This window comes from Sphingomicrobium marinum, assembly GCF_026157105.1.
Lineage (GTDB): Bacteria > Pseudomonadota > Alphaproteobacteria > Sphingomonadales > Sphingomonadaceae > Sphingomicrobium > Sphingomicrobium marinum.
On sequence record NZ_JANPVQ010000001.1, the window covers coordinates 982,393 to 1,003,006 of the forward strand.

Consider the following 20,614-nt stretch of genomic DNA (forward strand, 5'->3'; position numbering starts at 1 on the left):
TCTGGGGGCCGCGCTGCCGTTGGCGCGCCTTTTCCAATAACTTCTCGCAACGAAGCCTTCGTTCGCGTAAGCCTTTGAGCTTCAATGCGGAGGTGGCACAGTTTCATGCGAAAAGGCAGCGCGTCCTTGCTGGCTATCGCAACGGTGGTGGGGACGGTAGCGCCCGCCACGGCGCAAGAAGTGCGTCCCGCCACCGATACCCCGAACGTCGAACCGACCGCGCCGCCGCCTGACACCGTCGATCCCGACGAACCGCTGGCACCGCTGCCGGGACTCGATGTCGACTGGCCCGAATTTTCCGACGAAGGCGATGGTGCCGATATCGTCATTGAAGCTGACGGAACGGTCGACTATGACTGGTCGATCACCGGTCTGCCGGAAGAGGTGGACGGGCAGATCGAAGCCGCATTCAAGCTGGCCTCGGCGCTCGAGGCGGGCGATGGGGAAGCGCTCAACAGTACGCAGATCGACCTGCGCGCGCACACCGACGTCACCTTGCTCGACACGATCTTGCGCAGCGAAGGCTATTACGGCGCGACCATCACGCCGATTATCCGGGCGGCCGAAGACGCGCGCTCGGTCCTCGTTACGCTGGAGGTCGATAGCGGGCCGCGCTACGTCTTCGTCGATGTGAACCTTCCAGGGATCGAGGCCGCAGGCGACGTCGAGCAAGAGCTTCGCGACGCCTATGGCATCGAACCAGGCGACCCGATCGTTGCCGCCGACGTCGTCGCGGCCGAAGTGGAACTGCGTAGCAAGCTTGGCGAAGAAGGTTTTGCGCAGGCCGAAATCGGCGAACGCACCGTCATCGTCGATCACCAGGAACGTACGGCGAGCCTGACCCTGCCAGTCGATCCTGGCCCGGTGGCGACCTTCGGCAATATCATCGTCGAGGGCCAACCGCCTTTTCCGCCTGACCATGTCCAGACGCTGGCCCGCTTCGACCGCGGCGATACGTTCAAACGATCGCTGGTCGAGGATTTGCGCCGTGCGCTGGTCGCGACAGGGCTGATCACCGCCGCGACCGTCGATCCGGAGCCAAGTGAAGATGGCAAGACGGTCGATCTGCGCGTGGTGCTGACGCCGGCACCGCCGCGGACGATTGCCGGCAATGTCGGCTATTCGACGGGCGAGGGCTTCCGCGCCGAAGCCAGCTGGGAGCATCGCAATCTCATCAACCCCGAAGGTGCGTTCCAGGCGCGTGCCGTGCTGGGTACGCAGGAGCAGTTGGGCTCGGTAGGGTTGCGCTTCAACAACTGGAAGGTGCGCGACCAGTCGTTGAGTTTCTCGGCGCTGGTGGGGGCGATCGATCGCCCGGCCTACGAAGCCAACACCATCATCCTGACCGCGGGTATCGAGCGCACCAGCACCTTTATCTGGCAAAAGCCTTGGACCTATTCGGCAGGGATCGAACTGATCGCGACCGACGAGGCCGATGGTTTCCGCTTCGACGAGAAGCCGCCATTGCTCCCCGAAGCCCCCGATCCGCAGGTCCCCGAAGTGGATCAGACGCGAAACACCTACTTCATCGCCGCCCTGCCGCTCGAGCTGCGGTATGACGGGTCGGACGATCTGCTCGATCCGACCGAAGGCTTCCGCTTGGGCGGTTTCGTCAGTCCCGAAATCAGCCTTGAGGCAAGTGAAAGCCTTTATGTCCGCAGCCAACTAGATGGATCGGCCTATTACCCGGTAAACGAGCAACTGGTGATTGCCGGGCGTGCGCGCTTTGCAACGATCTCGGGCATCGAACGCAACTTCGTGGCACCGTCGCGGCGGCTCTATGGCGGTGGCGGTGGATCGGTGCGCGGCTATGAATATCAGGCGATCGGTCCACGCGACGAAGTCTTTAATGTGCCGCTGGGCGGACGCAGCCTCACCGAATTCAGCCTCGAAGCGCGCTATCGCTTCGGCAGCCTCAACCAGTTTGGCGTCGTGCCCTTCATCGACGTTGGCCGCGTCAGCGAGGATCCTTGGCCCGGCACCAATGACTTTCGCGTCGGAGTGGGCATCGGCGCGCGCTACTACAGCAATTTCGGGCCGATCCGCATCGATGTCGGGACGCCGATGAATGGCGATGACAACGACCCGCCGATCGCAGTCGTGGTCAGCCTGGGGCAGGCTTTCTAGATGGCGGAGGGCGACGTGACCCAAGCGCCGACCAAGCGCAAGAAGCCCTGGTGGAAGCGGCTGCTCAAGGAACTGGCGGTGCTGCTGGTGCTGCTGGCGGGACTGGTCGCGCTAGTACTGATCGGTATCAACACCTCGCCCGGCAAGCGTTTCCTCGCCGACCAGATCAACGGGTACACGCTGCCATCGGGCATTTCGGTGAAGATCGGGCGGATCGAAGGGTCGATCTACGACGAGGCCGTGCTCAAGAATGTGGAAGTGCACGACCTTGAAGGCGCATTCCTGACCAGCCCGGAAATCCGGCTCGACTGGGCGCCGTTCGCGTGGCTCTACAACACGCTCCACATCGACGAGGTCACTGCCGAGACGCTGACGCTGGAGCGCCTGCCGGTCACGCGGCCAAGCGAAGATGATGGTCCACTCTTGCCCGGGTTCGACATCTACATCGGCGCGCTGGAAGTCGAACAGCTTGTTATCGGCGAAGCGGTGACCGGGGCACGCCAGGTCGGATCGGTGCGCGGATCCGCGGACATTCGCTCGGGCATCGCGAAGGTCGACCTGCAGGCGGCGCTCGATGGCGGCGACCGGCTGGCGCTGCGGCTCGATAGCGAACCTGATGCGGACAAGCTCGACCTCGGCGCGCGGGTGGTATCGCCAGAAAGCGGCGTGATCGCGAAAATGCTGGGGCTACCCGACGCGGCCGAACTGACCGTGACGGGCGAGGGCAGCTGGGCCGAATGGGATGGCGAAGCGAAAGCGACGCTCGGCGAGGTGCAGCTGGCCGATCTCGACCTTATGGCGCGCGATGGCACGTACACGATTGCGGGCACCCTGCGACCCGCACGCCTGGTCCAGGGCACGCTGCGCGAATTGCTCGCGGGCACGCAGACCGTGCGCGCGACGGGCACGTTCGAAGAGCGTGTGGCCAACGGTGAAGTGCGGCTCGACGGGCCGTCGCTCGAAGTGGTGCTGCGCGGCGGTGTCGATCTTGCCGCCAACCGCTTTGACGATCTGGCAGTAGCCGCCGAACTCAAACGCCCCTCGGCGCTGTTGCCGACGTTGGGCGGACAGCCGGTGCGGCTGGCTGCATCGCTCAATGGGGCGATGGATGGCTTCGCCTACACCTACCGGCTGCGCAGTGCGGCGACCCAGATCGATGCCTATCGTTTGATCGGCTGGCAGGCCGATGGACGTGGCAACTGGGGGCCGCCGCCGCGACGCGTGCCGCTGACGCTGACCGCGCAGGCGATCACGGGCGGTGGTGCATTGGTCGACGACGTGCTGCGTGATGTACGGCTGCAGGCGCTTTTGCTGGTGGCGCACGAGAACATTCGTGCCGATGACGCGCGGCTCACGTCACGCGGTCTCAACGCCCTGATCGACTTGTCCCTCGATCTACGCACCGGCGATCTTGATGTCGCCGTCGACGGGCAGCTGCGCAATTTCGAACTGGAAGGGCTCGGCCAGTTCGACGTCGATGCCGACCTCAACATCCGGCGCACGGGTGCTGGCACGACGGTTTCGGGGCCGGTCGTAGTGCGCACGAAGCGGCTGGATAATAGCTTCTTTGCGGGGCTGACGGGCGGCTTGCCCGCGATCAGGACCGATCTCGTTTTCGGACCTGACGGAATTGCGCGATTGAACAATCTGCGCGTGACGTCGCCCGATCTGAACCTCGCTGGCAGCGGATATCGGCGCCGTGACGGGACCTTCTACATCGAGGCCAGCGGCGAACAGGCCACTTACGGCCCGGTCGAGGTTACGATCGACGGCGATATCTCACGTCCCGAGGTCAGCTTGCAGCTGGCCAGTCCGCAGCCCGCGCTCGGCCTCAGCGATGTTTCGGTCACGCTGCTACCGACCGCCGACGGGTTCGATTTCGTCGCTGCTGGCGGATCGCGCTTCGGACCGTTCACGACCAATGGCGAAATTCTTTTACCACCGGGCGGGACCGCGCTCATCGATATCGCCGCGCTCACTGTCGCCGGATCGACGGGGCAGGGACGTCTGGCCATCGTACCCGGCGGGTTTGACGGGCAGTTACGGCTCGCAGGCGGTGAGATCGGCGGTATCCTGACCTTCGACGTCGTCAACGAAGACGCGCAGCGTATCGCGATGGACCTGACCCTGGACGGCGCCGACTTCCCGGGGCCGCCTGCGATGCGCTTTGCCAGCGGCGAGGTCGCTGCGGTGATGATTCTGCGCGAAGGCAGCATCAGCATCCAGGGCGGGTTGGTCGCGCAGCGTGCGACCATCGCAGGGATGGACCTGCGGCGGCTCGAAGCGAACGGGCGGCTGGTGAATGGGCGCGGCAGCGCGAGCGTCACCATGCGCGGCACGCGCGCTTCGGGATTCAATTTCGCCGGCCAGGCCGACATTGCGCCCGATCGCATCATATTGAGCGGAGAGGGCGAGCTCGATCGCGAACGGCTCGCGCTCAGCAGGGCTGAATTTTTGCTAATCGATGGCGAATGGCGCCTCGACGGCGCCAACCTTCGTTACGGTGATGGCGGGGTGCGTTTTTCCGGCGCGCTAGGACCCAATCCCCGCGTCAATGCGACGCTCGACAAGCTGCCGCTCAAGCTGCTCGATCTTATTAACCCGGATATGGAATTGTCGGGCACGGCTTCAGGCCGGCTCGACCTCGCGCTCGGCAATGCGCGGCGCGGCACGTTCGATCTTGAAGTGCTGGGGCTGAGCCGGTCCGGGCTGGTGCTGGCATCGCGGCCGATAGATGTGGCGCTCGCCGGGAGGCTCGATCCGCAGGAACTGGGCATCCGCGCCGTGTTCCGGTCGGACGGAAAGCGGGTCGGGCGCGCGCAGGCGCGTTTCGCTCCGATCGGAGGAGGCGACCTGGTCAATGCGCTTCGCCGCGCGCCCATGGTCGCCCAGGTCCGATATGCGGGGCCGAGCGATGCGCTCTGGCGCCTGTCGGGCTTTGAACTGTTCGACCTGTCGGGTCCGATGGAAGCGGCAATCGACATGCGTGGTTCATTGAATGCGCCGCGCATCGCCGGAGCGGTGCGGCTCGATGGAGCGCGGCTCGAGAGCCCGGTCACGGGGATGGTGGTCCGCGGCGTCCAGGCCCAAGGACGTTTCGATGGATCGCGCCTGTCGATCAGCAGCTTTAGCGGATCGACGCGCGACGACGGACGGATATCGGGAAGCGGCGCGATTATCGTCGGCGGCGATGCTGGTCTTGCCTTCGACATGAATTTCGATACGCAGAACGCCTGGCTGCTGGAACGTGACGACCTTGCCGCGCAGGTGTCGGGGCCGATCCGCATCCGTTCGACTGCTGTGGCAGATGGAGGGACGATCAGCGGCAATTTACGTCTTGTTGAGGGCAGCTATACGCTTGGTACCGCCGGCACCGTCGCGGCGGTACCCAGCATCGACGTGATCGAGCGCAACGGCAGTGAGGAAGAGATCATCACGCGCGCGCAACTGTCGCCGTGGCGTCTCGACATGAGCGTGGCGGGCGAGCCGCTACTGGTGCGCGGCCTGGGCATCGATTCGCGCTGGCGTACCGATCTGCAGGTCGGCGGAACGGTCCTGTCGCCCGCGGTCCGCGGAACCGCCAACCTCATCCGCGGCGACTATCGCTTTGCCGGCACGCAGTTCGAACTGACCGAAGGCGTCATTCGCTTCGTCGGCAATTCGCCGCCCAATCCGAGGCTGAACATCGAGGCGGTGAGTGAAGTGCAGGGCCTGACCGCGACGGTTAGTGTTACGGGTACAGGGCTGGCGCCTCAGATCGCGTTCTCCAGCATACCCGCGCTTCCGCAGGACGAACTTCTGGCGCGTTTGCTCTTCGGAACGTCGGTCACCAACCTCAGCGCGGCGGAGGTCGTGCAGTTGGGGGCAGCGGTGGCCTCGCTCCAGGGCGGCGGGGGCGGGTTCAATCCGATCAACTCGGTGCGCGATGCATTGGGGCTGGACCGGCTGCGGATTATGCCCGCCGATGTCGCGACCGGAGCCAAGACCTCGGTTGCCGCTGGCAAATATGTGACGAAGAAACTGTTCGTCGAGGTGATTACCGACGGGCAAGGCTATACCGCGACACTCGCGGAATATCAGATTTTCGGCTGGCTAAGCTTGTTGGCCACGGTGAGTTCGATCGGGCGCGAAGGCGTCGCTGTCCAGATCAGCCGCGACTACTAGCGGCCCAAAAAGCCTTCGAGGTCTTCCCTTAGCTTTTCGAGCGTTGGCGACTCCCAGCGATCCGACCAAGGCGACTTTGGATGCGGCGTCTTGCGCAGGTAATCAGGTGCCACCCAGCCCGATCCGGGTGCCGCGACTTGCGGCCGTGCCTCGGCGAGGCGGCTCACGTCATAGAGTTCCTCGAAGGCGAGCCCGACATGGCCGCCCCGGCACCAGCTGACGAAAGAGAAGATCTGTCCGGCTTTGCCCAGGTCGAGCAGGAGACCGGCGTCGACCGGCAACGGCTTGGCACATTCGATCATCGCGCCGCTTTCGGAAATGTTGCGGATGCGTACTTCGTGCGTGTCATGATGATAGTGGATTTCACCCGACCAGATGAGCGGGTGGCGGCGCGCCACGCGGGTCTCGCTGCTGGCGCGCTTCTTGTGCGCGCCACCACTGGTCGAATGTCCGATGTCCATGCCGCGCACAGCGTAGCTGGGGAATGACTTGCGGATCGTTTCAAGCAGGATGGTATCACGCATCGCCGGATCGCAGCCGAACTGGGTCTCTGAGATATACTCCACGCCGATGCGCTTGTCGCGGATCCAGCGAACCGCGCATTCGAGCACTCCGGCGTCGCCGAAATCGAGCGCTAGCGGCTGCCAGAGCTCGACCTCGAGATCTGTTTCGATCATCGCGCCGCCCTGGCTGACGTTGATCAATTCGGCGACGCTTTCGGTGCCATCGTCGGTGTAGACGATCACTTCTTCGCTGGTCAGGCGATGGCGATCGCAAATGCGGGTGGTGGCGCTACGATGTGCATGGCGACGGATCGACACGCTGGTCAGGTCATCCTCACGTGTGACGTGCTGCCCCTTGTCGAGTAACAGCGGTTCTGGCTCGCGTTGCGGCCGCGGCTTGCCGATCGAATTCCTGAAACTGTTCACGGGAATACTAACCCTTCTACGCTCTGGTCGCGCAGACCATAGGCGAAGAAGGGTTAAATTATGATAACTCAGACAGGATGTGGCAGGTCGTCCCTGGAAGGATGTCAAGCTTCCATCTAGGCGCTATAATACATGTCGAATTCAGCGGCGGTGGGCGTCGTCTCCCAGCGCATCACTTCTTCCCACTTGAGATCCATATAGGCTTCGATCTGGTCGTCGGTGAAGACATCGCCGCGGGTCAGGAATTCGCGGTCCTTGTCGAGCGCGACGAGCGCTTCGCGCAGGCTGCCGCACACGGTGGGCACATCGACAAGCTCGGCGGGCGGCAGGTCGTAGAGGTTCTTGTCCATCGCTTCGCCCGGATGGATGCGGTTCTGGATCCCGTCGATCCCGGCCATCAGCAGGGCCGCGTACGCAAGATAGGGATTGGCCATCGCATCGGGGAAGCGGAATTCCACGCGCTTGGCTTTTTCGCCCGTGCCGTAGGGGATGCGGCAGGAGGCCGAGCGGTTGCGGCTGGAGTAGGCCAGCAGCACGGGCGCCTCGAAGCCCGGGACCAGTCGCTTGTAGCTGTTGGTCGTCGGATTGGTGAACGCGTTGAGCGCGCGCGCATGCTTGACCACACCACCGATGAAATAGAGCGCGGTCTCGCTGAGACCGGCATAGCCGTCGCCGGCGAAAAGCGGCTTGCCTTCCTTCCAGATCGACATGTGCGTGTGCATGCCCGACCCGTTATCGGCGGCGATCGGCTTGGGCATGAAGGTCGCCGTCTTGCCGTAGGCATGCGCGACCATGTGGACGACATATTTGTAGACCTGCATGCGATCGGCGGTCTGGACGAGTTCGCCATAGGTCAGCCCGAGTTCGTGCTGCGCGGCGGCAACTTCGTGGTGATGCTTGTCGCACGGCAGACCCATCTCGAGCATGGTGTCGACCATCTCGTTGCGGATGTCGCTGGCGCTGTCGACCGGCGCGACCGGGAAATAGCCACCCTTGGCGCGCGGGCGGTGAGCCATGTTGCCCTGCTCATACTGGGTCGCCGTATTGGTCGGCAGTTCGACATCGTCGATCGTGTACCCCGAAGACGAATAACCGTCTTCGAAACGGACATCGTCAAACATGAAGAATTCGGCTTCTGGGCCGACATAGATGGTGTCGCCGATTCCGGTGTTCTTGAGATAGGCCTCGGCGCGCTTTGCGGTCGAGCGCGGGTCGCGGGCATAGTCTTCGCCGGTGGACGGTTCGACGATGTCACAGAAGAGAACCAGCGTCGGGGTCGCCATGAAGGGATCGACATAGGCGGCGTCGAGATCGGGGCGCAGGATCATGTCGCTTTCGTTGATCGCCTTCCAGCCGGCGATCGAGGAGCCGTCGAACATGAGGCCGTCTTCGAGCTGATCTTCGTCGAGCGCGGCGGCGACCATGCTGAGGTGCTGCCACTTGCCCTTGGGGTCGGTAAATCGAAGGTCGACCGTGTTGATCTCGTCGTCCTCGATACGCTTCATGATGTCTGCTGCGGTGGTGGCCATGGCGAAAAATTCCCTGTGCGAATTTACAAAAAGCCGGACGTATGGTCCGGCGTCGGCAACTAGATTCCAGCGTGGGCGGCGCGCGGCAAGCGCGACTCGACATCGGCGTCAATATTTCACGAGCCCACGCCACTGCTCATCAAGTTGAGCGCTTCGTGGAGCCATCGGCGGCGATGTGCATTGGTGCATGACGCAAGTTCTAGTGAGGGGTGCAAGTGGTAAAACGGTTCCTGGCCCAATCGATGCGGCGGCGTACGGGCCTCCCGAGCATTTTGATGCTGCTACTGGTCGCGGCAATCATCGCCACCATCGCCTGGTCACTGGTAAAAGGGTTCGAGCGCGAGCGAGCATTGCGCGCGCAGGTCGAAGCCACGTCGGCGAGCATGTCGGAGTTCGGCAATATGCAGCGCGGGGTCTTCGAAGCGGTCACCGGCGCGCACGGCTATGCGCTGAAGGGCGATCCCCGCTACCTCAGGCGATACAATGCGGGGCGCGAAACGACCGAAAACGCTCTGGAGACGATGGCCAATCTCCCCGGACCGGCGGAGGCGGGCGATCGAGCTGCAAAAATGCGCGAATTGCGCGAGACCATCGACACCCATTTCCGCATGATCGAGATTGCGGTGCAATTGGCGCAGCAGGGTAGCACCGAGGAGGCGCAGTCCTGGATTGCGGCGACCGACGACTACGACCGGATGACCTCGATTGTTGCGCTCACGCAGGAGCTGGAGGGTGAAGAGGCCGCCTTGCTGGCGCGGGACATCACGGCCGTCGAAGCCTCGGCGGCGCGAACCCGGCCGATCCTGCTGGCGCTGCTGGGGTCGCTGTTCCTCTTCTTCCTGATCGGGTCATGGTACGCTTTGCGCACCTTGCGCGCCGAACGCCGCGCCCAGGCGGCATCGGCCGAACGGGCAGCACGCGAGGCCGCCGACCTACTCGCCAATGAGCTCAACCACCGCGTGAAAAACATGTTCGCGATTGTCCAGTCGATCGTGGGCAGCACGCTGCGCGCCGAAAGCGATACGGCCATGGCCGCGCAAAAGGTGGGCCAGCGTATCCAGGCGCTCTCGGTGGCGCACGACGTCAGTCAGGGCGCCTCGACAATGTCGATCAACGCGCTTTCCGAACTCATCGAACGGACACTTGCCCCTTACGAGCAGGACAATCGCGCGATCCTGATCGATGGCCCGCGGGTCCACCTGCCGCGCAACCTCGTCACGCCGCTCGGCCTGATCATCCATGAACTGGCCACCAACGCCGTCAAATATGGCGCATGGTCGGTTGAGGAAGGTGGGACCGTGAAGATTTCCTGGTCGCTGAAAGGCAGCCCCGAAATGCTGAAGCTCACGTGGCAGGAAAGCGGTGGCCCGGCGCCCGAAGAGCCCGACCAGACCGGGTTCGGATCGCGCATGATCTCGACCGCGGCGCGCCAGCTGAAAGCCGAAGTCGATCAGAACTGGCTCGAGACCGGGCTTGAAGTCGTCATCAGCTTCGAACTGCCCGCCGAAGAGGACGATCAGTAACTGCGGCGCTGCGCCGAATGAAGCATGCGCAGCAGCATCGCGACCGGGCGGGGAACGCCGACCTTTCCTTCGAGCCACAGGCTGACCGCGCTGCGCGACACGCCGATCGCAGAGGCCAGTTGCGCCTGCGTTCGAAAGCCCAGCGCGCGCATGATGCGGCGCAATTCTTCGGGGCTCATGGAAGCAAGGCGCGGGTCCTGGTTCATTGCGGCGCACCTTAGTCGGGCTGCCGACAAAAGAGCAACGGCCTACAGTGCGTCGATGTCGCGGTCGCCGGTGCGAACCCGCACGGCGGTCTCGATCGGGGAGACGAAGATCTTGCCGTCACCGATGCGCCCGGTCTTGGCGGCATTTTCGATGGCTTCGATGACGCGGTGGACCTGATCGTCCTCGACCACCGTCTCGACCTTAACCTTGGGCAGGAAGTCGACGACATATTCGGCGCCGCGATAAAGCTCGGTATGGCCTTTCTGGCGGCCGAAACCCTTGACCTCGGTCACGGTCATCCCGCTGACGCCGACGTCGCTCAGCGCGTCCTTCACGTCATCGAGCTTGAACGGTTTGATGATGGCTTCGACCTTTTTCATGGGCCGAATTAGTCCACGTCGTAGGGCGGGTGATCAAGGCCCTTGGGGCTCTTGGTGAAGATCTCGCAGCCGTCCTCGGTGATGCCGATCGAATGTTCGAACTGCGCCGACAAGGAGCGGTCGCGCGTCACGGCCGTCCAGCCATCGTCGAGCAGTTTCACATCGGGGCGACCGATATTGATCATCGGTTCGACGGTGAAGAACATGCCGGGTTTCAATTCGGGTCCGGTACCGGCCTTGCCCGCATGGACGACTTCGGGGCTGTCATGGAACAGGCGGCCAAGCCCGTGCCCGCAAAAATCACGGACGACGCCATAGCGATGGCTTTCGGCATGCGTCTGGATCGCGTTCGAAATATCGCCCAGGCGGTTGCCGGGCTTCGCCTGTCCGAGCCCGAGCATCAGGCACTCATAGGTGATGTCGACCAGCTTCTTGGCCTTCACCGACGGCTTGCCGACGAAATACATGCGGCTGGTATCGCCGTGCCAGCCGTCGAGGATGGGGGTGACGTCGATATTCACGATGTCGCCGTCCTTGAGCTTCTTTTCACCCGGGATGCCGTGGCAGACCACGTGATTGATCGAGGTGCAGCAGCTCTTGGTGTAGCCGCGATAGCCCAGCGTCGCGGGCACCGCGCCGGCATCGACGGTCATGCCGTAGACGATCTTGTCGAGCTCGTCGGTAGTGACGCCGGGGACAACATGCGGGGCAAGCGCATCGAGGATTTCCGCAGCTAGGCGCCCGGCCTTGCGCATGCCTTCGAACCCGGCCTCGTCATGCAGCTTAATGACGCCGTTCTTGGGCTCGATCCGGTCTTCGGGGCTCACGTGGATATATTCGGTCATGGGCGCGATATAGGGGCGCGCGCGCCGAAATGCGAGACGGCTATTCGGTCAGGCAATGCCGGTCGCCGCGCCGCGCCACGTTGAAGCCGTCTTTCTTGACCATCTTCGTTTCCGGCGAGTCCGGAAAGCGGATCGGGTTCGAATGGTTATAGTGGATGAAATGCACCTTGGCGCGCTGCTCGGGCGAGAGATGCCCGAACCGTTTCATCGTCCCTTTGGTACGCGGATGCGGGATCGCGCTCATGTCGCGGTCGAGTTCATTGTCGTCAAAGAAGGTGCTGTCGATGAACTTGTAGTCGTAAAAGTCGATCCATTGTTCGACCGGCTTCCCGCCCTTGTCCCATTCATCGAGGCTGTCGACGTCGGGCACGAAAAGGATCGACTTGCCCGCGATGCTGATTGTGTAGGCGGCGGTCTCGCTAAACTCGTCGCGGTGCGGCACCTGCCACGGGACGACGATCATCGCCTCGTCATACGAATAGGCGTTGATCCCATCATCGCTGCTCGGCTCGATCGGATGCAGCTCGATATTCCCAAAGGTGACCAGCTGGCTCCACGGACCGTTGCTCGCCAGATAGTCAGCCATGCGGGGCAGCGCGGCGACCTTGATGCCGCGCGCATTGGCGCTTTCGAATCCAAAGAACATCAGGCCGGCATAATGGCCGATATGGGCATGGGTCAGAAACACCATATCGAGGCCAAGGTCTTTGCCTTCGGCGGGCGGCGCGATCTGATCTAGCAAATGCAGTTGCTCGCGAATGTCGGGCGTGGCTTCGAAAAGATAACGCAGGCCGCGCTCGTGATCGACGAAGGCGATTGAGGTCGCCAGCAAACGCCTCTCCGGATCGGCCCAGGCGGGATCGTTATTGTTGGCGATCTGCGGGGCGCCTGCGTCCTGCCCCGCACCCAAGACTACGAGTTCGATCGCGCAGGGTGTCGGCTGGCTGGCGAAGAGAAGCGCGGCGGCGAGGGGAGCGATCATGTCCGAAGGCTAGGCGGCATATCGACCATTTGCCAGCCTTTGCGCTGCCAACAGTTTGCGGCATTAGGGGTGCCATGTCGCGAATCTACACCGCAGCGCTTGCCATTATCGGCGACGAGATCCTGTCGGGCCGGACCCAGGACAAGAATATCGTGCAGATCGCGCAATGGCTAAACGTCCAGGGCATCCGCCTTACCGAGGTGCGCGTCGTCCCCGATTTAGAGGAGAAGATCGTCAAGGCGGTCAACGAACTGCGCGCCGAAAACGATTACCTGTTCACCACCGGCGGCATCGGGCCGACGCATGACGACATCACCGTCGATGCGATCGCCGCGGCGCTTGGCGTGCCTGTCGTCATGCATCCCGAGGCCGTCGCAATGCTCGAGCGCTATTACGAGAAGGTCGGCGTCGAGATTACCGAGGCGCGCATGAGTATGGCGCGCGTACCCGAAGGTGCCGAGCTCATCCCCAATCCGGTATCGGGCGCGCCCGGGATCCAGATCGAGAATATCTATGTCATGGCGGGCATTCCGCACATCACCGCCGGGATGCTGGAGGGACTGACCGGCAAGCTGGAAGGCGGCAACCCGCTCGTCAGCGTGACCGTCGGCGCTTATTCACCAGAAAGCGAAGTCGCCGATTTGCTCAAGGAGGTGATGAAAGCGCATCCCGATACCGCGATCGGCAGCTATCCCTTCTTCAAGGAAGGCAAATACGGCTCCAACTTCGTCGTGCGCGCCGAAGATGCGGATGTCGCACAGGCGTGCGTCGATGATCTGGGTGAGCGGCTGGAAGCGGCTGGTTTCGAAAAGGTCCCCGGGGGCATCTGACCGCTTGGAGCGGGGGCGCGGTCAAGACGCCCGCCGGGGGAGGGGGCTGACGGTCCGACATTGGGCATAAGAACCGTCCGGTTAATCTTTCGGTGCGTCGCCTTGTTCGGTTACATCGTCCGGCAATTTTTCGAACCAATCGGCATAAGGCGTGTTGCGCGCCATCTTGCGGTTATAGTCGGGCGCGCCATCGTCCCACCACACGGGCCCGCGCTCGCCAAGCGCAATCTTAGCTTTGTTGACCGCGCGCTTGGCAGCCTCGCGCGCTTCGTCGTCGTCGGCACGGATGGCATTACGCTTCGCACTGCGCGCCGTCATGAGATCGCGGACGAGCGCGTCGCGGTGCTGAGGGTCGAGCGACGGATCGCTCATCCGCCACAACCGACCGCGCACGACGAAATAACGGCCATCGGGAGTGATTGGGTGCTGCACTCTTCCTCCTCGCACAAACTATGTTATGAAGCAGAGATAAGTTCCCGGGGGTACTGTCGAATTTGGCCGATATTTTTCTCTCCTATGCGCGCGAGGACCAGGCGCTGGCAGAGCGGCTGGCGGGGGCGCTCGAAGCTGCGGGGAAGAGTGTCTGGTGGGACCGGCACATCAAGGGCGGCGCGGAATTCTCCAAGGATATCGAAGAGCAGCTCGAAGCCGCCGAATATGTCGTCGTATTGTGGTCGCAACATTCGGTGCAGTCGCGCTGGGTGCGCGACGAAGCCAGTGAGGCCGCCGACAGCCACCGCCTGATATCGGTCACTGGCGACGGCACGCCGCCGCCGCTCGGTTTTCGCCAGTTCCACAGCGTCGATCTTACAGATTGGAGCAAAACGGGAGCGGCATTGCCGGCCGCGCTCCTCGCGGCGGTCGGCGCCAGGGCTGGCGATCGCGAGCAGGCGCCCGCGCCGCTCGACGCACCGCCCAGGAAAAAGTCGCTCCTGCTGGCCGCCATCGGCGCGGCGCTGTTGCTGGTTGGCGTGCTCGCCATATTTCGGCCGGGACCTGTCGGGGACTGGTTTGCGGCAGGGGACGAGCGCGAACAGGCGACACTGGCGATCCTCCCTTTTTCCGTCAGCGGCGATCCTGAGCTCGACTATCTTGGCAAGGGCTTGGCCATCACCCTGTCTGACGGGATGAGCCGGTTGCAGGGCCTCACTCTCACATCGACGACGTCGACGCAGGCGGTGGTCGACCAGAACCTGCCGCTCAACGAGATTGGCGCGGCGCTGGGGGTGACCCACTTCGTCGAGGGGGACATCCGCGTCACCAGCGACCGCCTGCAAGCGACGCTGCGGCTGATCGATGCTTCGAACGAACAGCAGGTGTGGAGCGAACGTTTCGACGGGACGAAAAATGCTTTGTCCGACCTGGAGCGCCGTATCGGAGACCGTCTGGCCGCAGCGATCAAGGCGCGCCTGGGCTTGTCCGGCGGCGAATTCAAGGGGCGCGCCGACGTCGATCCGCGGGCCTACGATGCCTATCTCAAGGGGATGGAGCAGCTGTCGGTGCGCTTCGATAATGCAGCGCGCAGCGAAAGCCTTCGCCAGTTCCGGCTAGCGCGGCAGATCGCACCGGACTTCGCCGAAGCCTGGGCGGGCGAGGCCTATTTGCTGTCATTGAGTTCATCGCGGCACTTCCCGCTGTCGTTCGAGGAGATCGAGAGACAGCAACGGATCGCAAATGATCGCGCGCTCGAACTGGCGCCCGACAATGTCATGGCCATCATCGCGCGCGGCAATGCCGTGCACAACTTTCATGGCGACATTGAAGGAAGCTACGAATTTTCGAGGAGAGCGCTCGAGCTGGATCCAGACAGCGGACCGGCGCATTACTCGCTGGCGTCGACGCACGTCATGGCCGGCAAGCCGCAGGAGGGCTTGGCCCATTACGACCGGGCCATTGCCGCCGATCCGTTCAACCGCATATTGAAGATCTACCGCGCGCTGGCGTGGTTCCACATGGGCGATTATCAATCGATAAGACGGGATCTGATGGAATGCGAGGCGCCATGCCCTGGCGCCGCATTCCAATTGTTCGACGCGCTCCTGGCATTCGGTGAACCACTCGACTTCGAAAACGATTTTCCCGAGATCCTGTCGAGGCTGGGTCCGGAAGTTCCTCCTGAGGCCCGCTCCGAATTGCGCGCCGTAGCGCGCCAGTTCATCTTCGGGGAGAGCGCCACCATGGAGCCTCCCGAACCGGGAGCATTTGGTTTTGATTTCGCTGTAATCCTGGCCAATGTCGGGCTCGTCGACGAAGCCTTTGCAGTCGCCAATCACAACCTCGATTACCAGCAGGCCGACGAAATCCTGCAATTCGCCAACGAAACCCGCTTGGTCGTCCCTGACGAAGTGCGCGCCGATCCGCGCTATCATGCCTTGTTTGCCATTCCGCGGTTCAAGGCGGTGGCGGATTATCGGCGCAAGCGCGGATTGACCGGCGGTCTTCCCGTTTTTCCCGTCAAACCGTACGAACGTAGATAATGGCTGACGTCTTCATCTCCTATTCCAGCGAGGAACGCGCGCAGGCGGAAAAGCTTGCCGCCGCGCTGGAAAAGCGCGGCTATTCGGTGTGGTGGGATCGCAACCTTGAGGGCGGGGCGGACTTTTCTGACGATATCGAGCGCGAGATGCATGCGGCGGGCGCGATCGTCGTCGCCTGGTCCGAGCGCGCCGCCAAGAGCCACTGGGTGCGCGATGAGGCCAGCTATGGACGCGACGCTGGCAAGCTGGTGCCGATCACGCTCGACGGATCGCAGCCGCCGATCGGCTTTCGGCAAGTGCAGACCATCGATTTCAGCGGCTGGTCCGGCACCGATGACGAGCGCGTGGCGCGGCTCGCCAGCGCGGTCGACCGCTGCTGCGGCAGCGACGCCGTCGCATCAGATACAACCGCGCGCGCGGGAGCTATGTCGCGCCCGAAGACGGGCTTGATCCTCGCTGCGATCAGCGCGGCCTTCATGCTGCTGGTGGCCGGGTGGTGGCTTACGCGCGATGGTGGCGAGGCGGCCGTTGCCGAGAGCGGCGTCGAGCAGACCGGCATTGCAGTGCTTCCCTTCCGTTCGCTTTCCGGCGATGAGGACCATCGTTACTTTGCCGAAGGGATCACCGAAGAAATACGCAACCGGCTGGGCGCGCTCGATGAACTCCGCGTGATCGGCCGCCTGTCGAGCCTCGAGGCTGCCAATCAGGAAGTGGCGCTGAATGAAATCGCCGAACAGCTTGAAGTCAGCCACATCGTCGAGGGAACGGTGCGTCGTAGCGGCGACCAATGGCGCATCACGGCGCAGCTGGTCGATCCCCTTTCCGACACCCAGCTGTGGAGCGGGACCTACGACGCTGCCAACGAGGACGACCTTTTCGCAGTACAGGAAGAGATTGCCGAGCGCATTGCGGAGACGCTCGATGTGCTTCTCGATGATGAGAAGATGCGGATGATGGCCAATGCCGGCATCAACAATCCCGAGGCCTTTGCCCTGATGGCACGGGGCGATGAAATATTCATGCGCGCGCATGAAAATGACAATTACCCGATGTTGGAGGACGCCAACCGCTGGTTCGATGCGGCCTTCGAAGCCGAGCCTAAGCTCTGGATTGCAAAGGTCATGTCAGCGGACCGCTATGCGCATGACCTGTTCGATCATGGCGGCGGCTTTGCCGACCTTGCTCCGGCGCAGCTGGAGGCCACCCAGAAGGCCTATGCCGATCGCCTTGCCCGCGCGAGCAAGGCTGCACCGCCCGATCTACGTCCATCGATCCGCCATATGCAGATGCCTTTCACGGACGACTGGAGCGGCGGCGGTGATTTGACCCGACGAGTCTATTCCGGGACGTCTCCCTGCACCGTTACAGGCTGGACCGAATTCCTTGGGCTGCGGATGGGCCTGTACGATGAAATGGCAGACTATCTGAGGCGCATGCGCAATTGCGATCCGACAGGGTCGCGCGGCGCACTGGCATGGCTGCTGATCCAGCGCGGCGAGGCGGACGAGGCCATCGCCATCCTCGATTCAATGATCGAACAGCATGGCTGGGGCCAGCGTGCCGGGTTGCTCAAATTGCTGGCAATGTTGTCCAAAGACGATCTCGATGGCGCAGAGGCGGTGGCACGGCAAATGGATACGGGCACATTTCATTACGAAATCGGCCAATTGGCCCTGCTTGCGTATCGCGGCGACGAAGCAGCAATCCGCGCGAGAATGGAAAATAGCTTGGAAGAAGGATTGATGCCAGGCCTCCATGCCGCTGCGCTGATCGGCGATCGCGAGCTGGCGAACCGATATGCTGCGATGATCGATGCGCGCGCCGGCGGACCTGCCATGCTCGAATTCGGCAACGGATACTGCATGTGCGGCGACATGTTCGATCTGAGCGCGACACCGCGATTTGCCGAACGATTGCGTGAGGCGGGCGTATCTGGTTCACTTCCCCGGCCGATAAATTGGCCAATGAAAAGCTGGTAGGGAACGCCTTGCGTCCCTTGCCGTTCTGTACCGCAAGCGTCTAGCGTCGGGGGCCAATGGATCATCATTTCATCGTAGTAGTCGCCCTGGTGGGCCTGGCGGGGATCGGCGCGCAGTGGATCGCGTGGCGGACGGGGTGGCCTGCGATCGCGCTGATGCTGGTCGCCGGCCTTCTGCTCGGCCCGGTGACCGGGCTGGTCGATCCGCATCATGACTTTGGCGATGTTCTCGAGCCGATGATCTCCATCGCGGTGGCGATCATCCTGTTCGAAGGTGGGCTGACCCTCAAATTTTCGGAACTCAAGAAAACCGGCGGTGCTGTGCCGCGATTGGTGCTCGTCGGCGCACCTGTCGCATGGGTGCTCGGCGCCTTTGCGCTGCATCACGTTGCCGGCCTCGTCTGGCCGGTGGCCATCCTGTTCGCCGGCATCCTGATCGTAACGGGGCCGACGGTCATCATGCCGCTCCTCAGGCAGACCAACCTCAAGCAGCGCCCCCGCAACATCCTCAAGTGGGAAGGGATCGTCAACGATCCGCTGGGCGCGCTATTTGCAGTCGTGACGTACGAATGGCTGGTGCAGGTCGAACGCGGTTCGACCGTGGTCGACAACGTCATCACGCTCATTCTGTCGTCGATCGTGGCGGGAGCCATGGGCTACGGCGCGGCGCGCGCTGTGCGCTTCCTGTTCCCGCGCGGGTTGGTACCCGAATTCCTCAAGGCGCCGGTGCTGCTGGTCTTCGTCATCGGCACCTATGTGCTCTCCAACGTCATCCAGGAAGAAACCGGCCTGCTGGCGGTGACGGTGATGGGTATCGCGCTGGCCAACATGCATATCGCCAGCCAGCGTACCTACCTGCCTTTCAAGGAAAATATCACGATCCTGCTGGTCTCCGGCGTCTTCGTGATCCTGTCGGCCAGTCTCGATCTTGAAGCCTTGCGCCAGTTCGAGTTGCGCTGGGCGGCATTCCTGCTGGTGCTCCTGTTCCTCGTGCGTCCGATTTCAATTCTCGTCGCGCTGGCCTTCACCAAGGTCCCGTGGAAGGAGCGCGTATTCGTCGCCTGGATCGCGCCGCGCGGTATCGTCGCCGTCGCCATCTCGGGCCTGTTTGCCTTGCGGCTCGATGAAATCGGCTATGGCGATGGCCAGCTTCTCGTGACGCTGAGTTTTGCCGTCGTGGCGGCTACCATTGTCGCGCATGGCTTCACGATCGGCCCGATGGCGCGCGCACTCAAGCTCAACGGACCCGAAAGCAACGGCGTCCTGATCGTCGGCGGCCAGAGTTTCTCCCTGTCGCTCGCAAAATCGCTGCAGCTGTTGAAAGTCCCCGTGACGATCGCCGACAAGAGCTGGCAGGCGCTGGCCGGCGCGCGAGCTGCCGGCATCCCCACCTTTCACGGCGAAATCCTGTCCGAAGCGACCGAGGAAGAGCTCGATTTCGGGCAATTCCAGGTGATGGTCGCGACCACCAACAACGAGGCCTACAACGCGCTCGTCTGCTCTGAATTCGCGCCCGAAATAGGGTCCGACAGCGTCTACCAGCTGGGCGATGCGTCGGGCGATGATCCGCACGCGCTCCCCGAAGGACTGCGTGGCCGCGCGCTGTTCGAGGAAGGCCACGGCGTCGAGGATGTCGCCGATTACGAAGCCAAGGGATGGCAATTGCGCGCGATCGAACTGACGCTCAGCAATACGTTCGATGTGGCGATGGGCAACCTGCCGGAAAGCGCGGACCTACTTTACATCTTGCGCGAAAACGGGCGGCTGCGCTTCTTCACCCACGCCTCCGCACCGACCGGCAACCCTGGCGACACGATCGTCGTCTATGTGCCGCCGGGCACCCCCGAAATCCGCTCCGAAGTCCTGCCTGACGACGTCAAAGAGGAAACATCATGAGATTTGTCGCCCTTATCGGTCTGCTCACACTGACGAGCGCCTGTGCCGATCGGACCCCCGATGACGATGCGCCGGGCAATGACGTCGCCAACCAGGTCGAACCGCCGCGCCAGTCGATCATTCGCGACGAGGTTCTCAACGAGGTCAGCCCTTCCGAAGAGGAGGTGGAAGCGCCGCTCACCTTGACGGTCGGCTTCCCTGAAGGCGGCGCCGAACTGAGCCCCGAGGCGATGTTGAGCCTCGAAGAGTTCGTGACCGACGAGCTGGTCGCGGGTGACGAGGTCTTCCATTTGTGGGGCCATAGCGACAGCCGCGGTGGAGAAGCACCCAACCGCCGTGCCGGGCAGCAGCGCGCCGAGGCCGTGGCTGAATGGCTGGTCGAACGCGGGATCGATGCCGACCGCTTGGTAATCATCTCGCTCGGCGCGGATAATCCTATCGCCCCCAACGCAAATCTTGACGGCAGCGACAATGAAAAAGGTCAGGCCGCCAATCGCCGGGTCGAAATCCTTGTGGGCGAACTGCCGGAAGAAGACGACAAAATCGCTTAAGTCGGCGAGGCGGATGGAGCGAAGCGACTGGAGCGGGTGAGCCGAGCGCAGCGAGACGATCGACGGGAGGGAGATCAACGGCACCGAAATCCGCGGATGGAGCGAAGCGACTGGAGCGGGTGAAGGGAATCGAACCCTCGTCTTAAGCTTGGGAAGCTCCTGCTCTACCATTGAGCTACACCCGCCTGTGTCCGGA

Annotated in this window: 15 protein-coding genes and 1 tRNA gene; 8 read left to right on the forward strand and 8 right to left on the reverse strand. The window is 63.0% G+C overall.

Translation table 11 applies throughout. The features are described 5' to 3' along the window. The first annotated feature begins 126 nt into the window (after positions 1-126). A complete protein-coding gene (locus NUX07_RS05070; RefSeq protein ID WP_265529331.1) occupies positions 127-2,127 on the forward strand; it encodes an autotransporter assembly complex protein TamA in 2,001 nt (666 codons plus the stop codon). After that, positions 2,128-6,291: a translocation/assembly module TamB domain-containing protein gene (locus tag NUX07_RS05075; RefSeq protein WP_265529333.1), complete on the forward strand. Its 4,164-nt coding sequence runs from the start codon at positions 2,128-2,130 to the stop codon at positions 6,289-6,291. It abuts the gene before it with no gap. Here the strand turns inward: NUX07_RS05075 and NUX07_RS05080 are convergent. Further along, complete coding sequence (locus NUX07_RS05080) at positions 6,288-7,220, reverse strand: PilZ domain-containing protein (protein ID WP_265529334.1); 933 nt, start codon at positions 7,218-7,220, stop codon at positions 6,288-6,290. The two genes, NUX07_RS05075 and NUX07_RS05080, sit on opposite strands and share 4 nt — an antisense overlap. 116 nt (positions 7,221-7,336) lie before the next feature. After that, positions 7,337-8,749: a type I glutamate--ammonia ligase gene (gene glnA / locus NUX07_RS05085; RefSeq protein ID WP_265529336.1), complete on the reverse strand. Its 1,413-nt coding sequence runs from the start codon at positions 8,747-8,749 to the stop codon at positions 7,337-7,339. Positions 8,750-8,964: 215 nt separating this feature from the next. Between glnA and NUX07_RS05090 the strand changes: the two genes are divergently transcribed. Continuing rightward, positions 8,965-10,272, forward strand: a complete 1,308-nt coding sequence (locus tag NUX07_RS05090; RefSeq protein WP_265529338.1) for an HWE histidine kinase domain-containing protein — start codon at positions 8,965-8,967, stop codon at positions 10,270-10,272. On the opposite strand, the gene NUX07_RS05095 is transcribed toward NUX07_RS05090, so the two are convergent. From NUX07_RS05095 to NUX07_RS05110, 4 genes are read right to left on the reverse strand one after another with little or no spacing between them, the layout of a single operon-like run. Continuing rightward, positions 10,266-10,478, reverse strand: a complete 213-nt coding sequence (locus tag NUX07_RS05095; protein WP_265529339.1) for a helix-turn-helix domain-containing protein — start codon at positions 10,476-10,478, stop codon at positions 10,266-10,268. The two genes, NUX07_RS05090 and NUX07_RS05095, sit on opposite strands and share 7 nt — an antisense overlap. Positions 10,479-10,520: 42 nt before the next feature. Next, positions 10,521-10,859 carry a P-II family nitrogen regulator gene (locus NUX07_RS05100; protein ID WP_265529340.1) on the reverse strand — a complete coding sequence of 113 codons (339 nt, stop codon included), beginning with the start codon at positions 10,857-10,859 and terminating at the stop codon, positions 10,521-10,523. 8 nt (positions 10,860-10,867) lie between these two features. Next, positions 10,868-11,704, reverse strand: a complete 837-nt coding sequence (gene map / locus NUX07_RS05105; protein WP_265529341.1) for a type I methionyl aminopeptidase — start codon at positions 11,702-11,704, stop codon at positions 10,868-10,870. A gap of 40 nt (positions 11,705-11,744) precedes the next feature. Further along, a complete protein-coding gene (locus NUX07_RS05110; RefSeq protein ID WP_265529342.1) occupies positions 11,745-12,686 on the reverse strand; it encodes an MBL fold metallo-hydrolase in 942 nt (313 codons plus the stop codon). 74 nt (positions 12,687-12,760) lie between these two features. Between NUX07_RS05110 and NUX07_RS05115 the strand changes: the two genes are divergently transcribed. Beyond that, complete coding sequence (locus tag NUX07_RS05115) at positions 12,761-13,516, forward strand: competence/damage-inducible protein A (protein ID WP_265529343.1); 756 nt, start codon at positions 12,761-12,763, stop codon at positions 13,514-13,516. Positions 13,517-13,597: 81 nt separating this feature from the next. On the opposite strand, the gene NUX07_RS05120 is transcribed toward NUX07_RS05115, so the two are convergent. Next, positions 13,598-13,948: a hypothetical protein gene (locus NUX07_RS05120; protein ID WP_322597190.1), complete on the reverse strand. Its 351-nt coding sequence runs from the start codon at positions 13,946-13,948 to the stop codon at positions 13,598-13,600. Positions 13,949-14,010: 62 nt separating this feature from the next. On the opposite strand from NUX07_RS05120, the gene NUX07_RS05125 reads away from it, so the two are divergent. The 4 genes from NUX07_RS05125 to NUX07_RS05140 are packed head-to-tail and all read left to right on the forward strand — an operon-like array spanning position 14,011 to position 20,418. Then, the gene (locus NUX07_RS05125) at positions 14,011-15,993 is read left to right on the forward strand and encodes a TIR domain-containing protein (protein WP_265529344.1); all 1,983 of its coding nucleotides are present in this window, start codon (positions 14,011-14,013) and stop codon (positions 15,991-15,993) included. Continuing rightward, a complete protein-coding gene (locus tag NUX07_RS05130; RefSeq protein ID WP_265529345.1) occupies positions 15,993-17,972 on the forward strand; it encodes a TIR domain-containing protein in 1,980 nt (659 codons plus the stop codon). Before NUX07_RS05125 ends, NUX07_RS05130 begins: the two co-directional genes overlap by 1 nt. A gap of 56 nt (positions 17,973-18,028) precedes the next feature. Further along, positions 18,029-19,867, forward strand: coding sequence for a cation:proton antiporter (locus NUX07_RS05135; protein WP_265529346.1), 1,839 nt, complete (start codon positions 18,029-18,031; stop codon positions 19,865-19,867). Next, positions 19,864-20,418 (forward strand): OmpA family protein, encoded by a 555-nt coding sequence (locus NUX07_RS05140; RefSeq protein ID WP_265529347.1) that lies wholly within the window; start codon positions 19,864-19,866, stop codon positions 20,416-20,418. Before NUX07_RS05135 ends, NUX07_RS05140 begins: the two co-directional genes overlap by 4 nt. 111 nt (positions 20,419-20,529) lie before the next feature. On the opposite strand, the gene NUX07_RS05145 is transcribed toward NUX07_RS05140, so the two are convergent. Beyond that, a tRNA-Gly gene (locus NUX07_RS05145) sits at positions 20,530-20,603 on the reverse strand. Positions 20,604-20,614 lie beyond the last annotated feature (11 nt).

Coding starts and splice junctions, on each gene's coding strand:
- NUX07_RS05075 (WP_265529333.1), top strand. CDS start 2,128: ATGGCGGAGGGCGACGTGACCCAAGCGCCGACCAAGCGCAAGAAGCCC.
- glnA (WP_265529336.1), bottom strand. CDS start 8,749: ATGGCCACCACCGCAGCAGACATCATGAAGCGTATCGAGGACGACGAG.
- NUX07_RS05095 (WP_265529339.1), bottom strand. CDS start 10,478: ATGAACCAGGACCCGCGCCTTGCTTCCATGAGCCCCGAAGAATTGCGC.
- NUX07_RS05100 (WP_265529340.1), bottom strand. CDS start 10,859: ATGAAAAAGGTCGAAGCCATCATCAAACCGTTCAAGCTCGATGACGTG.
- map (WP_265529341.1), bottom strand. CDS start 11,704: ATGACCGAATATATCCACGTGAGCCCCGAAGACCGGATCGAGCCCAAG.
- NUX07_RS05110 (WP_265529342.1), bottom strand. CDS start 12,686: ATGATCGCTCCCCTCGCCGCCGCGCTTCTCTTCGCCAGCCAGCCGACA.
- NUX07_RS05115 (WP_265529343.1), top strand. CDS start 12,761: ATGTCGCGAATCTACACCGCAGCGCTTGCCATTATCGGCGACGAGATC.
- NUX07_RS05130 (WP_265529345.1), top strand. CDS start 15,993: ATGGCTGACGTCTTCATCTCCTATTCCAGCGAGGAACGCGCGCAGGCG.
- NUX07_RS05135 (WP_265529346.1), top strand. CDS start 18,029: ATGGATCATCATTTCATCGTAGTAGTCGCCCTGGTGGGCCTGGCGGGG.
- NUX07_RS05140 (WP_265529347.1), top strand. CDS start 19,864: ATGAGATTTGTCGCCCTTATCGGTCTGCTCACACTGACGAGCGCCTGT.